Source organism: Micromonospora coriariae, assembly GCF_900091455.1.
GTDB lineage: Bacteria > Actinomycetota > Actinomycetes > Mycobacteriales > Micromonosporaceae > Micromonospora > Micromonospora coriariae.
The window spans coordinates 5294872-5308618 of sequence record NZ_LT607412.1 but is presented as its reverse complement, the minus strand read 5'-3'; the positions used below and the strand labels follow the sequence as shown (position 1 = coordinate 5308618).

The following is a 13747-nucleotide window of genomic DNA, read 5'->3' as shown; positions in this document are numbered from 1 at the left end:
ACCGCCGGATACCCGGCAGTTTGGCTCGGCCGGCCGGGGCACGCTGCCGACAGCATCGGCGGTCAATGCCGTAATCATGCTCACCGGCAGTCGGCTGACCAGCGTGGTTGGATGGGCCGGTGCAGTTCACCGTGACAGACGCGCCGACGCGGGAGCGATTCGAGGCGCGCGACGAGGCGGGCGTGGTCGCCGGGGTGGTCACCTACCAGCTGACCGGCACCATCATCGTCTACACCCACACCGAGGTCGATCCGGAGTTCGAGGGCAGGGGCGTCGGGTCGACCCTGGCGCGTGCGGTGATGGACGACGCGCGGGCCAAGGGCCGGACGGTCGTTCCGCTCTGCCCGTTCCTCAGCGAATGGCTGGTCAAGCACCCCGGGTACGAGGACATCGTGGCCCGATCAACTCGCAAGGTCAAATAGCGGTTCTCCAGCCTGACCCGTCGACCAGGCCAGGCGGGGGCCCGCGCCTGGGGCGTCAACACCTCATGGGCGCGATTGTTTCGCCGTTCACCGTCGGGGTATCCGCCGGTGCCGTCATCATGACCGCGTAGCCGCGTCGGTTGCCAGGCGGGCGCCGGTGGTGAGGGGGTGCGGCGAGCGTGCGGGAGATGTCGGTATCGCCGGTGGTCACGGGGGCCGCGTCGCCGGGCCTGGCGGACATGGTGTGGGACAACGCGCGTCAGGACCCCGACGCGGTGCAGTTCCTACGCCCGGCCCCGGTCTCCCCGGCCTGGCCGGCGGATCCACCGGCACGCGGCACCGTGCCCGTGACGTGCGCGCAGTTCCGCGGTGACGTGCTCGCGCTCGCCCGCGGGTTCATCGACGCCGGGGTCGGGCACGGTGACCGGGTGGGGTTGATGAGTCGCACCCGCTACGAGTGGACGCTCGTCGACTATGCGCTGTGGTCCATCGGGGCCGTCACCGTCCCGATCTACGACACGTCCAGCCCCGAGCAGATGGAATGGATTCTGGCGGACTCCGGCGCGGTGGGGTGCGTGGTCGAGGCCGACAGGCACGCCGCGATTCTCGCCGAACTGCGCGACGGCCTGCCAACGGTGCGTCAGGTGTGGCGAATCGACGCCGGGGACCTGATCGCGCTGGCCGGTCAGGGTCGAGCCGTCGACGACGCCCAGGTCGACGCCCGCCGTGCGGCGGTCACGGGCAGCGACATGGCGACGATCGTCTACACCAGCGGCACGACCGGCCAGCCGAAGGGCTGCGTGCTGACGCACCGCAACATCTACTGCGACATCGGCAATGCCACCGCGGTACTGCCGGAGCTGTTGCATCCGGGAGCGTCGACGGTGCTGTTCCTGCCATTGGCGCACGCGTTCGCCCGCCTGATCCAGGTCGGCATGGTGCTGACCCGCGCCACCCTGGTGCACAGCTCCGAGATGACCGGCGTACTCGCGCAACTGCAGCAGCACCGCCCCACCTTCATCCTCGCCGTGCCGAGGGTGTTCGAGAAGATGCACACCCAGACGCGGCAGAAGGCCGCCGACGCCCACCAGGGATGGCTGTTCAGGATCGCGGACGCCGTCGCGGTGCGCTACAGCCGAGCCATGGACACGCCAAGAGGCCCCGGACGGCTGCTGCGGCTGGCGCGCACAGTGTTCGACGTGATCGTCTATCGGAAGCTGCGGGCCGCGCTGGGCGGCCGCTGCCGCACGGCGATAGTCGGCGGCGCCCCGCTCGGGGAGCGACTCGGTCACTTCTTCCGCGGCGCCGGCCTGACGGCGCTCGAAGGGTACGGGCTGACCGAGACGTCACCGGCGTTGACGCTGAACCTGCCGTCCGCGACGCGGATCGGCACGGTCGGTCGACCGATACCCGGCGTGGAGATCCGCATCGCCGACGACGCGGAGGTCATCGCACGCGGCGAGATGGTGTTCGCCGGCTACTGGAACAACCCCGATGCCACCCGGGACACTTTCACCGCGGACGGATGGTTGCGAACCGGGGACCAGGGCAGCCTCGACGACGACGGCTTCCTGCGCATCATCGGCCGCACGAAGGAGATCATCGTGACGGCGGGGGGAATAAACCTCGCCCCCGCCCCGGTCGAGGAACGCATCCGCGCCCATCCCCTGGTCAGTCAGTGCATGCTGGTCGGCGATGACCGGCCGTACGTCACCGCGCTGATCACCATCGACCACCAGGAGTGGAAGCGGTGGAGCGCCGGCCACGGCCATTCCGACGCGTCGACAGCGGACGTGCAGAACAGCCCAGACACGCGCGAGGAGGTCCAGAAAGCTGTCGATGCGGCCAACGAGACGGTGTCCCGCGCCGAAAGGATCAAGACCTTCCGGATCCTGCCCCGGGACCTCACCGAAGCCGATGGCGAACTCACCCCCACCCTCAAGATCAAGCGCCAGGTGGTCGAGTCACACTTCGCCGCCGACGTCGAGGCCCTCTACCGCGGCCACTGACCCCGCAGCGGGCCGAGCGCCCGGGGCGGGCCACCAGCTCGGCCCGCCGCCCGGGGCACTACGGCTTGAGCACCACCTTCAGGCACTCGTCCTGCTTGTTCTTGAAGATGTCGAACCCGTGCGGAGCGTCGTCGAGCCGCATCGTGTGGGTGATGATGAAGGTCGGATCGATCTCTCCCCTGCGGATCCGTTCCAACAACGGCCGCATGTAGCGTTGAACGTGCGCCTGGCCGGTCCGCATGGTCAGCGACCGGTTCATGAACGAGCCCATCGGGAACTTGTCGATGAAACCGCCGTAGGCGCCGATCACGGAGATCGTGCCACCGTTGCGGCAGCTCAACACCGCCTCCCGCAGCGCGTGCGGCCGGTCGGTCTCCACCTTCGTCGCCTGCTTGGCCCGGTCGTACGCGTGCAACGCGGCCGACGCGTGATGCCCCTCCATACCGACCGCGTCGATGCAGGCGTCCGGTCCGCGACCGGCCGTCATCTCCCGCAGGGCGTCCAGAACGTCGGTCTCCTCGTAGTTGATCGTCTCCGCGCCGGTGTTCTCCCGGGCGATCCGCAGCCGGTAGGGGAACCGGTCGATGACGATGACCCGTTCCGCACCGAGCAGGCGGGCGCTCGCGGCGGCGAACTGGCCGATCGGCCCGGCACCCCAGATCGCGATGGTGTCGCCGCGCTTGATGTCACACATCTCGGCGGCCATGTAGCCGGTGGGCAGCACGTCGGACAGGAACAGTACCTGCTCGTCCGCCAGGTCGTCCTCGATCTTGATGGTCCCGACGTCGGCGTAGGGCACCCGGGCGTACTCGGCCTGGCCGCCCGCGTAGCCACCGAGCAGGTGCGAGTAGCCGAAGATGCCGGCGGGCGAGTGCCCCATCACCTTCTCCGCTATCGCCGCGTTGGGGTTGGAGTTCTCGCAGATCGAATACAGGCCGTCCTCGCAGGAAGCGCAGTTGCCGCAGGCGATCGGAAAGGCGACCACCACCCGGTCGCCGAGGCTGAGACCGTCCCGTACGCCCCGACCCAGCTCCACGACCTCGCCCATGAACTCGTGACCGAGCACGTCCCCCTTCTTCATGGCCGGGATGAATCCGTGGAGAAGATGCAGGTCCGAGCCACAGATCGCCGACGAGGTGATCCGCACGATGGCGTCGCGCGGGTTGAGGATCTGCGGGTCGGGAACGTCCTTCACCGCCAGGTTGTTGGGTGCGATCCAGCAGTTCGCTCTCATCGCTCCGCCTACCTGCCGGACCCACGCGTCGCCAGCGGCTGCGCCGGGCGCTGCTTCAACTGTTGCTGGACGGTGCTGCCGTCCGGGCTGCCATCCGAGCGGGTGATCTCGCCGGTCTCGATCACCTGCTTGAACCTGCGCAGGTCGTCACAGACCTGCTGCTGGGGGTTCTCGCCGAACAGCTTGGCGACCCGCGCGCCGAACATGCCCCCGGGCGCCCGGTAGCCGAGCTCGACACGTACCTCCGTGCCGCGTCCCCCGGCCGCCGGCACGAAGCGCACCGAGCCGGAGTTGGGCACGCGTGCACCGTCGACAGAGCGCCACGTGATCAGCTCGCCCGGGCGGTCGTCGACCATCTCCGCGTCCCAGGTGACCTTCCGACCGGCCGGCGCCTTCGCCGTCCACTGCGACCGCCGGTCACCCGTGGTCTGCACGGACTGGACGTGGGACATGAAGCGCGGCAGGTTCTCGAAGTCGTGCCAGAACCGGTAGGCCTCCGCGGCACTGCGGTTGACGGTCACCGACCCGTACACCCGGTTGGCGTCCCGACCCCGCCGCCCACGGGTGGCCCGCACGGCGGCGTACAGATCCACGGCCGCGATCCCGGCCAACGCCCAGGTCGTGTACGTCACCCGCTGGCGCTATTCGCCACGCCGTGTCTTCATCGCCTGCCCGGCGGCGGCGAGGTCCAGCACGTCGCCGGCGACCCGGGTCCACGCCCCCCACCGCGCTCGCCGCGGAATCAGCAGCGCGGCGGCATGGCCCAGCTCGCGAACCCCCGCCGCCGCCAGCACCCGCCGCGCGGTGGGCGAGTCGTCGACCCCGGTCAGGCGGCTGACCTGCTCGCGGCGCGCGAGGGCGGCCACTCCCAGACCGAGGCTGAGCCAGCCCAGGAACCGGGCCAACCCCTCCGATCCGCGGTCCTGCCCCGCCCGTTCGATGCCCAGGCTGTCGGTCACCGACCGGACACCCATGGTGGTTCTTCCCATGATCACCCCTCGTGAATTCCTCGTGGTCGGCCGCGCCGTACCGGACGGCCGTCGCCCGACGTCGAGCCGTTGAGGGGGTCGGCCCGCACGCCTCCAGCAGATCAGGCGGATGCGGCTCCCGCCGGCCGACCGGGAAGATGAGGGTCGAGCGAAGCAACCTGAGGGGACGATCGGGACCGTGGCCCACGCCCGGCGAGGATCAGGGTGGGTCCAGATCGACGCGCACCGTCAGCGGCCTCGCGTTCATCGCCTTCGAGGTACGCAGGCAGAGCCGGCGCATGAGACCGCTCCGCGCGAGGATCCGCTGGCGCTCGCTGGGATCATCGTCCTCGACCATCCGCGCCGTTCCGGCCCGCCAGCGTGCATGCCGCCCGCCGCCCACCTTGACCCGCACGCGGGGATCTGCCTCGACGTTCCGCACCCAGTCGGCACGGCGCCCCCGCTGCGCGACCAGCCAGAAGACGTCACCGTCCAGGCCGTCACACACCGGGGTGTACCGCCGCTGTCCGGTACGCCGTCCGGTCGTCTCCAACAGGGCGTCGCCGGGGATCGGGAGTTTCCAGTCCCACGCACGCCGGACGATCGGGTTGATCAGGCGCTGCTGGAGCGCGCCAGGCACCTCGGCCAGCGAGAACACGTCAGGACCCGTCCTCAGCCCTGCCGGGCCTTCTGACGCCGGTCGGCCTTGTTGATCACGAAAGTCCTGCCCCGACGGCGTACCACGATCGAGTTCATCTTGTTCTTCAACCCGCGCAGTGAGTTCCTGACCTTCATCGCAGTCACCCTCCCCTGGTCGTATCCGGGTTCCGACCGACGATCCGGCACCCGCGTGGCGATCCACCCGAGATGCGACACTCGCCCCTTCACGGCCTCGTTCCGCCACAGTCGTTCTGCCATCGCTCCGCTCGCGTACCCGACGGGTCGTCGCCCATTCGTCGCGTCGCTGCTGTGCCCGGAGCGGCCACCGGACTCGCCCGACGACCCGTCCGGTGGCGTCCGGCTCCGGCTCGCATGCCCCTCGACGCCGGGGGTAGATCTGAGCACACCGAGACGAGGCGAGGTGGACGATGGCGGGATCGTGGTTGTTGGGCTCCGGTGTCGGCGCGCCGGGTGAACGCCCGACGGCGGTGCTGGTGGCGGTCCGGCAGGACGACGAGGCGGGTGACACCGGAGCGGGTACGCCGACGTCCCTGACCGAGCTGCGCCGGTTGACCGACACCGACGGCCTGACCGTCGCCGACGAGGTGGTGCAGAACCGGAACAGACCCGATCCCGCCACCTACGTCGGCTCCGGCAAGGTGGACGAGTTGACCGCCCTGACCGAGCGCACGCACGCCGATGTGGTGATTGCCGACGGTGAGCTGAGCCCTGGGCAGGTCCGCAACCTGGAGGAACGGGTCGGAGTTCGGGTCGTCGACCGCACCGCGCTGATCCTGGACATCTTCGCTGAGCACGCGCGTACCAGCGAGGGTCGGGTTCAGGTGGAGCTCGCGCAGATCGCGTACCAGCTGCCCCGGTTGCGCGGCGACGGCCGCGCCATGTCCCGCGTTGGTGGTGGCCGGATGGCCGGCGGCGCCGGGATGGGTGTGCGTGGTCCCGGTGAGATGCGGTTGGAGACCCAGCGGCGGACGCTGCGCCAGCGGGCCACCCGGCTGCGCCGCAACGCCTCCGACCTGGCTCGCAGGCGGGAGCGGACCCGGGGCCGGCGGGCGCGCAACCAGGTGCCCTCGGTCTCCATCACCGGCTACACCAACGCCGGTAAGTCCGCTCTGCTCAACCGGCTCACCGGGGCTAACGCCGAGGTGCAGGACGTCCTGTTCGCGACTCTCGACCCGACCGTGCGCCGGATCGGCACCGGCGAGCTGACCTACACCGTCGTCGACACCGTCGGCTTCGTCCGTCACCTGCCACACCAGCTCGTCGACGCGTTCCGCTCAACGCTGGAGGAGGTCACCCGCAGCGACCTGACGATGCACGTGGTCGACGCCTCGGCCCCGGACGCCCTGGACCAGATCACCACCGTCCACGGCGTGCTGCACGAGATCGGCGCGGGTTCGGTTCCCGAGCTGCTGGTGCTCAACAAGATCGACGTGGCACCGCCGGAATCGGTGCTCGCGCTGCAGCGCGTCCATCCGGAGGCGGTGGCGGTGTCGGCAGTGACCGGCGCCGGCATCAATGACCTGCGGGCCGCGCTGGCCGCCCGGCTGGCGCCTCGTTGATCCGCCTCCACAGGTCGACGGCAGTCGGCGGGCCGGTTCGGTTCACGGCCGCACCGGTCGCCGGTAGACCGACACGTGCTCGCGGCTGCCGTCGGTGAAGGGCCGGCCCGTCCAGTCCTCCCACCGGTGTTCCCGAGCCATCCCCGCCAGCTGGGCCATCAGGTCGAGTTCGGCGGGCCAGGCGTAGCGGTGATTGGCGGGAAGCAGGTCGACACCCGTCCCAGTGAGCCGGATCTTGGTGGTCGTCATCCGCTGCTCTGCCGGGTGCAGCAGGGCCGCTTCCAGCATGACCGCGTCCTGCGCGACCTGGACCGGCCGCAGTGCCGCGCCGGACCGGAACGCGGCCAGGTCCGGCACCCAGGCCTCGACGACGAAGCGACCACCGGGACGCAGGTGCGCGGCGGCGTTGCGGAAGCACGCGACCTGCGCGGCCTGGTCCGGCAACGCGAAGATCGTGTTGAACGCGAGCAGCACCAGAGCGAACTCACCCTGAACCCGCGTCACGGCGAAGTCGCCGATGGCCACCTCGATCCGTTCCCCACCCGGCTTGTCCCGTAGTCGAGCAGCCATCACCGGGGACCCTTCCACACCCGCCACGGTCAGCCCGCGTTCCTGCAGTGGCAGTGCCAACCGCCCCGTGCCCACCCCGAACTCGCAGACCGGACCGCCGTCCGCGAGCTTCACGAGCCGCTCGACCGCCGCCGTCGGATCCAGGTGCGCGAAGGCTTCGTCGTAGATGTCTGCCGGTATCTGCCGGCCGTACTCGCTCGCGTCGAACGGCAACGGTGCCTCCCGCGCATGGTGGGGCCCGCAGGCCGACGGACACCGCACCAGATGCCCACATTAAACCCATTAAAACCGAAACACCCCGACGTGGGTACGCCCCACCGCCCGGCGCCCCCACCGCCCGGCGCCCCCCTGCCGTCGGGCGCCCCCCGCCGCCCGGCGCCCCCGCCGCCCGCCCCCCCTGCCGTCGATCTAGGGCATATCGTCGCTCGCAGAGATCAACTAGCGGTGATATGCCCTAGATCGACGCGGCAGGAGCGGGGCGCGGCGCCGCTCGGCGCGGCGGGCGGCGGGGGGCGCGGCGGGCGGGGCGGGCGGGGCACGGCAGGGGGCGCGGTGGGCGGGGGCGCGGTGGGGAGGGCAAAGGGGGCGTCGTAGTCGGTGGGGCACAGTGTGTGACGCTGCCTGGCACGGATTGTGTGTTTGCGGTCCGGTGGCCAAAAACTCTTGTCGGGTTCCTACAACTGAGGGCCGGGCGGTTCGGCGATTGCGCCATGGCGCTGACAGCCACCAGACGGAAGGGTGGATCACTGCGGGGGGCCGTCGTCTCTCCGCGAGCAGATCATGGTCTACCAAAGGGGTCAGTCGGGTGTTCAACCGTGTCGCCATCGTCAACCGTGGTGAGGCCGCCATGCGCCTCATCCACGCGGTCCGAGAGCTGGCCGCGGAGACCGGCGTCCGGATCGAGACGGTCGCCCTGTACACCGACGTCGACCGCACCGCCACCTTCGTGCGCGAGGCGGACATCGCCTACGACCTCGGTCCGGCGTCCACCCGTCCGTACCTGAATCTCGCGGTGCTGGAGCGCGCCCTGACCGAGACCGGTGCCGACGCGGCATGGGTCGGCTGGGGTTTCGTCGCCGAGGACCCGGCGTTCGCGGAGCTGTGCGAGAAGATCGGTGTCACGTTCGTCGGGCCGAGCGCGGAAGCTATGCGCCAGCTCGGTGACAAGATCGGCTCGAAGCTGATCGCCGAGGAGGTCGGCGTCCCGGTCGCGCCGTGGAGCCGCGGGGCCGTCGAGACTCTGGCCACCGCCCGGGCGGCGGCGGCGGAGATCGGTTACCCGTTGATGCTGAAGGCGACCGCGGGCGGCGGCGGGCGCGGCATCCGGGTGATCACCAGCGAGGCGGAACTCGACGACGCGTACGAGCGCACCAGCCAGGAGGCGGCGCGGGCGTTCGGCAGCGGCATCGTGTTCCTGGAGCGCCTGGTCACCGGGGCCCGGCACGTGGAGGTCCAGGTGATCGCCGACGGGCAGGGCACCGCCTGGGCGCTCGGGGTCCGCGACTGCTCCGTGCAGCGGCGCAACCAGAAGGTCATCGAGGAGTCGGCGTCGCCGGTGCTCAGCCCGGCGCAGGCGGCCGAGCTCAAGACGTCGGCCGAGCGGCTGGCCCTGGCGGTCGGTTACCGCGGCGCGGCGACCGTCGAGTTTCTCTACCACCCCGGCGATCAACTGTTCGCGTTCCTGGAGGTCAACACCCGGCTCCAGGTCGAGCACCCGATCACCGAGCTGACCACCGGGTTCGATCTGGTCAAGGCGCAGTTGCACGTCGCCTCGGGCGGCCGGCTCGACGGCGAGCCCCCGGTGGAGCGCGGGCACGCCATCGAGGCGCGGCTCAACGCCGAGGACCCGGACCGCGACTTCGCGCCGTCGCCGGGCCGCATCGCCCGGCTGGACCTGCCCAGTGGCCCGGGCATCCGGGTGGACACCGGTGTCAGCGAGGGTGACACCATCCCGGCCGACTTCGACTCGATGATCGCGAAGATCATCGCGTACGGCCGCGACCGTGCCGAGGCGCTCGGCAAGCTGCGCCGGGCGATGGCGAACACCACGGTGATCATCGAGGGCGGCGCGACGAACAAGAGCTTCGTGCTCGACCTGCTCGACCAGCCCGAGGTGATCGACGCCAGCGCGGACACCGGCTGGATCGACCGTGTCCGCGGCGAGGGCCGCCTCGTCGCGCACCGCCACTCCGGAGTCGCGTTGGCGGCCGCCGCCATCGAGGCGTACGAGGAGGAGGAGAGCGTCGAGCGGCAGCGCCTGCTGTCGACGGCGTCCGGCGGGCGCCCCCAGGTGCAGCACAAGAGCGGCCGGCCGCTGGACCTCAAGCTGCGCGGGGTCACCTACCGCATGCGCGTGGCGCGGGTCGGCGCGCACCGGTTCCGCGTCGGCATCGAGGTGGGCGCCGCGGTGCGCACCGCCGACGTCGAACTCGACCGCTTCGACCGGCACACCGGCCAGATCGCCGTCAACGGCGCCCGGTACCGCCTGCTGACCGGCACGCACGGGCCGACCCACCTGGTCGAGGTGGACGGCGTGACGCACCGGGTCAGCCGCGACGAGGGCGGTGTCGTCCGCTCCCCCATGCCCGCGCTGGTCGTCGCCACGCCGCTGGAGGTGGGCGCCGAGGTCGAGGCGGGAGCACCGGTGCTGGTGCTGGAAGCCATGAAGATGGAGACGGTGCTGCGGGCGCCGTTCAAGGCGCGGCTGAAGGAGTGCGCGGTCTCCGTGGGCAGCCAGGTGGAGGCCGGCGCGCCGCTGCTGCGGCTGGAGCCGCTCGCCGACGACGCCGACGAGACCACCGACGACCCGGCCGCCGTCTCCGTCGAACTGGACCTTCCCGCGACCGCCGAGGAGGTTCCGGCGTACCTGCGCAGCCGGCGGGGTCAGGAGGACCTGCGTGGCCTGCTGCTCGGCTTCGACGTCGACCCGCACGACGATCGTCGCGTGCTCGACGACTACCTCACCGCGCGACGGGAGGCCACCGAGGCGGGTCACCGGCCACTGGCCGAGGAACTCGACCTCGTCGACGTGTTCGCCGACCTCACCGAGCTGAGCCGCAACCGGCCGACGGGTGAGGACAGCGGCGCCCACGTGCGCAGCGCGCGCGAGTACTTCCACACCTACCTGCAGAGCCTCGACGTCGAGCGGGCCGCCCTGCCCGATTCCTTCCAGGCCAAGCTCGCGAAGGCGCTCGGGCACTACGGCGTCACCGACCTGGAGCGCTCGCCCGCGCTCGAAGCCGCCGTGTTCCGGATCTTCCTCGCCCAGCAACGCGCGAGCGCCGACGCGGCGGTCGTCGCGGCGCTGCTGCGCTCCTGGCTGCGGGAGACCCCGCCGGACGAGACGCTGCGTGAGCCCGCCGGTCTCGCGTTGGAGCGGCTGGTGGCGGCGACTCAGGTCCGCTTCCCCGCGGTCGCCGACCTCGCCCGTGGTGTGGTGTTCGCCTGGTTCGCCCAGCCGCTGCTGCGTCGCAACCGCGCCCGCGTCTACGCCGAGGTCCGTGGACACCTGCGGCACCTGGACGCGCACCCGGACGCGGCGGACCGCGCCGAGCGCATCGCGGAGATGGTACGCAGCACCGAGCCCCTGGTACGCCTGCTCGGCCAGCGACTCGTCCGTGACCACCTCGACAACGCGGTGATGCTGGAGGTGCTGACCCGGCGGTACTACGGCAACAAGGCGCTCACCAGCGTGCGCACCAGCGAGGTCGCGGGCTGCGCGTTCGTGGTCGCCGAGCGCGCGGACTCGAGCGTGGTCTCGGCCGCAGTGAGCTTCGACGCGCTCGGTGGCGCCCTGCGCGGCCTCGCCGAGCTGGCCAGTGGCGAGGACGCCGTCGACGCCGACATCTACCTCGGCTGGGAGAACCAGCCGGAGGACTTCGACGCGATGGCCGTGGCGCTGCTCGAGGTCATCACCGCGCACCCGCTGCCGCCCGGGGTCCGTCGGCTCACCACCACCGTCGCGGGTCGCGGCGGAGCGGTGATGCACCACCACTTCACCTTCCGCCCGTCCGGGGAGGGGATGACCGAGGACCGGCTGATCCGCGGCCTGCACCCGTACATCGCGCAGCGGATGCAGCTGGAGCGGCTGCACAAGTTCGACCTGACCCGGCTGCCGTCGTCGGACGAGGAGGTCTACCTCTTCCAGGCCGTGGCGCGCGAGAACCGGGCGGACGAGCGCCTCGTCGCGTTCGCGCAGGTACGTGACCTGACCGAGCTGCGCGAGCACGACGGCCGGCTGGTCGCGTTGCCGACGACCGAGGACGCGGTCGCCGCGTGCCTCGACTCGATCCGCCGCGCCCAGTCGCGGCGGCCGTCGAAGACGCGCTTCAACACCAACCGGATCGTGATCTACGTCTGGCCGCCGAGCGAGCTGACCCGCGAGGAGATGGAGATGATCGCCGGGCGGGTGCGCCCGACGACCGCGGGCGCCGGGCTGGAGGAGATCCTGTTCATCGCGCGCCAGCGCGACCGGCGGACCGGCGAGCTGACCAAGATCGCCGTACGGATCTCCTTCGACACCGCGGGCGGCGCGGAGCTGGCCATCGGCGCGCCGCCGGTGGAGCCCGTCGAACCGCTCGACGAGTACCGGTTGAAGGTGCTGCGCGCGAGCAGCCGCAACACGGTGTACCCGTACGAGCTGACCGGCCGGCTCGGTGACTTCGTCGAGCACGACCTCGACGACGACCACGCGCTGGTGCCGGTGGACCGGCCGAAGGGACGCAACGGCGCCGCGATCGTCGCCGGGGTGGTCACCACGCCGACGGTGCGGCATCCGCAGGGTGTCACCCGGGTCGTGCTGCTCGGCGACCCGACGAAGTCGCTGGGCGCCCTGTCGGAGCCGGAGTGCCGGCGCGTGATCGCCGCGCTGGACCTGGCCGAGCGGATGGAGGTGCCGCTGGAGTGGTGGGCGCTGTCCGCCGGGGCCCGGATCTCCATGACCTCGGGTACGGAGAACATGGACTGGGTGGCCGCCGCGCTCAAGCGGATCGTCGAGTTCACCCAGGCCGGCGGTGAGATCAACATTGTGGTCGCGGGCATCAACGTCGGCGCGCAGCCGTACTGGAACGCCGAGGCGACGATGCTCATGCACACCAAGGGCGTCCTGGTGATGACGCCGGAGTCGGCCATGGTCCTCACCGGCAAGCAGTCGCTCGACTTCTCCGGTGGCGTGTCCGCGGAGGACAACTTCGGCATCGGCGGCTATGACCGGGTGATGGGGCCGAACGGGCAGGCGCAGTACTGGGCGCCGAACCTGACCGCCGCGCGGGACGTGTTGATGTCGCACTACGACCACACGTACGTCGCGCCCGGCGAGGACGCGCCCCGGCGGGCGGCCACCACCGACCCGGTGGACCGCGACATCTCCACCTTCCCGCACGACGTGGCCGGCAGCGCGTTCCGCACCGTTGGGGAGATCTTCTCCGCCGAGTCCAACCCGGACCGTAAGAAGCCGTTCGACATCCGGACGGTGATGCGGGCGCTCTCGGACCAGGACCACCCGGTGCTGGAACGCTGGGCGGGCATGGCTGACGCGGAGACCGCGGTGGTGCAGGACGTGCACCTCGGGGGCATCCCGGTGTGCCTGCTCGGCATCGAGTCACGCTCGGTGCCACGGCGCGGCTTCCCGCCCACCGACGGCCCGGACACCTACACCGCGGGCACGCTGTTCCCGCGGTCGTCGAAGAAGGCCGCGCGGGCGATCAACGCGGCCAGCGGCAACCGGCCGCTGGTGGTGCTGGCGAACCTGTCGGGCTTCGACGGCTCACCGGAGTCGATGCGCAAGCTGCAGTTGGAGTACGGGGCCGAGATCGGCCGGGCGATCGTGAACTTCCGGGGGCCCATCGTCTTCTGCGTGATCTCGCGCTATCACGGCGGCGCGTTCGTGGTGTTCTCGAAGGCGCTGAACCCGAACATGACTGTGCTCGCGCTGGAAGGCTCCTTCGCCTCGGTGCTCGGTGGCGCTCCGGCCGCCGCCGTGGTGTTCGCCGGCGACGTCAACGCCCGCACGGCGGCCGACCCGCGCGTACGGGCCCTGGAGGCCCGGGTCGCGGCCGCGGCCGGCACCGAGCGCGCCGCGTTGACCGCGGAGCTCGACGAGCTGCGCTCCTCGGTACGCGCGGAGAAGCTCGGCGAGGTGGCCACCGAGTTCGACCGCGTGCACAACATCCGGCGCGCCGTCGAGGTCGGCTCGGTGGACGCCGTGGTTCGCGCCGCCGAACTGCGTCCGCGCATCATCGACGCGATCGAGTCCCGTCTGCGCTAAACGGCCGGTGTGGGCCGTCCCCTCGCGGGGACGGCCCAC

At 71.2% G+C, this 13747-nt stretch carries 10 protein-coding genes; 4 read left to right on the top strand and 6 right to left on the bottom strand.

What is annotated here, in order from left to right; translation table 11 throughout:
- Window positions 1-119: 119 nt before the first annotated feature.
- Complete coding sequence (locus tag GA0070607_RS24705; protein ID WP_089020305.1) at window positions 120-422, top strand: GNAT family N-acetyltransferase; 303 nt, start codon at window positions 120-122, stop codon at window positions 420-422.
- Window positions 423-601: 179 nt separating this feature from the next.
- A complete protein-coding gene (locus tag GA0070607_RS24700; RefSeq protein ID WP_089020304.1) occupies window positions 602-2431 on the top strand; it encodes an AMP-dependent synthetase/ligase in 1830 nt (609 codons plus the stop codon).
- Window positions 2432-2489: 58 nt separating this feature from the next.
- Here the strand turns inward: GA0070607_RS24700 and GA0070607_RS24695 are convergent, their stop codons facing one another.
- From GA0070607_RS24695 to GA0070607_RS24680, 5 genes are all read right to left on the bottom strand, one after another.
- Window positions 2490-3665 (bottom strand): zinc-dependent alcohol dehydrogenase, encoded by a 1176-nt coding sequence (locus GA0070607_RS24695; protein ID WP_089020303.1) that lies wholly within the window; start codon window positions 3663-3665, stop codon window positions 2490-2492.
- Window positions 3666-3673: 8 nt separating this feature from the next.
- The gene (locus GA0070607_RS33595) at window positions 3674-4297 is read right to left on the bottom strand and encodes an SRPBCC family protein (protein WP_231930299.1); all 624 of its coding nucleotides are present in this window, start codon (window positions 4295-4297) and stop codon (window positions 3674-3676) included.
- A gap of 9 nt (window positions 4298-4306) precedes the next feature.
- Window positions 4307-4654 carry a hypothetical protein gene (locus GA0070607_RS33590; RefSeq protein ID WP_231930290.1) on the bottom strand — a complete coding sequence of 116 codons (348 nt, stop codon included), beginning with the start codon at window positions 4652-4654 and terminating at the stop codon, window positions 4307-4309.
- 199 nt (window positions 4655-4853) lie between these two features.
- Window positions 4854-5291 carry a nitroreductase/quinone reductase family protein gene (locus GA0070607_RS24685; protein ID WP_089020302.1) on the bottom strand — a complete coding sequence of 146 codons (438 nt, stop codon included), beginning with the start codon at window positions 5289-5291 and terminating at the stop codon, window positions 4854-4856.
- Window positions 5292-5305: 14 nt separating this feature from the next.
- Complete coding sequence (locus tag GA0070607_RS24680; protein ID WP_089020301.1) at window positions 5306-5428, bottom strand: ribosomal protein bL36; 123 nt, start codon at window positions 5426-5428, stop codon at window positions 5306-5308.
- A 293-nt stretch (window positions 5429-5721) separates the two neighbouring features.
- On the opposite strand from GA0070607_RS24680, the gene hflX reads away from it, so the two are divergent.
- On the top strand, window positions 5722-6873 hold the full coding sequence (gene hflX, locus GA0070607_RS24675) for a GTPase HflX (protein WP_089020300.1): 1152 nt from the start codon (window positions 5722-5724) through the stop codon (window positions 6871-6873).
- A 42-nt stretch (window positions 6874-6915) separates the two neighbouring features.
- On the opposite strand, the gene GA0070607_RS24670 is transcribed toward hflX, so the two are convergent.
- Complete coding sequence (locus tag GA0070607_RS24670; protein ID WP_231930288.1) at window positions 6916-7656, bottom strand: class I SAM-dependent DNA methyltransferase; 741 nt, start codon at window positions 7654-7656, stop codon at window positions 6916-6918.
- Between the two features lie 592 nt (window positions 7657-8248).
- Between GA0070607_RS24670 and GA0070607_RS24665 the strand changes: the two genes are divergently transcribed.
- A complete protein-coding gene (locus GA0070607_RS24665) occupies window positions 8249-13708 on the top strand; it encodes an ATP-binding protein (RefSeq protein WP_089020298.1) in 5460 nt (1819 codons plus the stop codon).
- The last annotated feature ends 39 nt before the right edge of the window (window positions 13709-13747 follow it).

Excerpts from the sequence above, each read along its gene's own strand:
- hflX (WP_089020300.1), top strand. The coding sequence starts at position 5,722 with ATGGCGGGATCGTGGTTGTTGGGCTCCGGTGTCGGCGCGCCGGGTGAA.
- GA0070607_RS24695 (WP_089020303.1), bottom strand. The coding sequence starts at position 3,665 with ATGAGAGCGAACTGCTGGATCGCACCCAACAACCTGGCGGTGAAGGAC.
- GA0070607_RS33590 (WP_231930290.1), bottom strand. The coding sequence starts at position 4,654 with ATGGGAAGAACCACCATGGGTGTCCGGTCGGTGACCGACAGCCTGGGC.
- GA0070607_RS24680 (WP_089020301.1), bottom strand. The coding sequence starts at position 5,428 with ATGAAGGTCAGGAACTCACTGCGCGGGTTGAAGAACAAGATGAACTCG.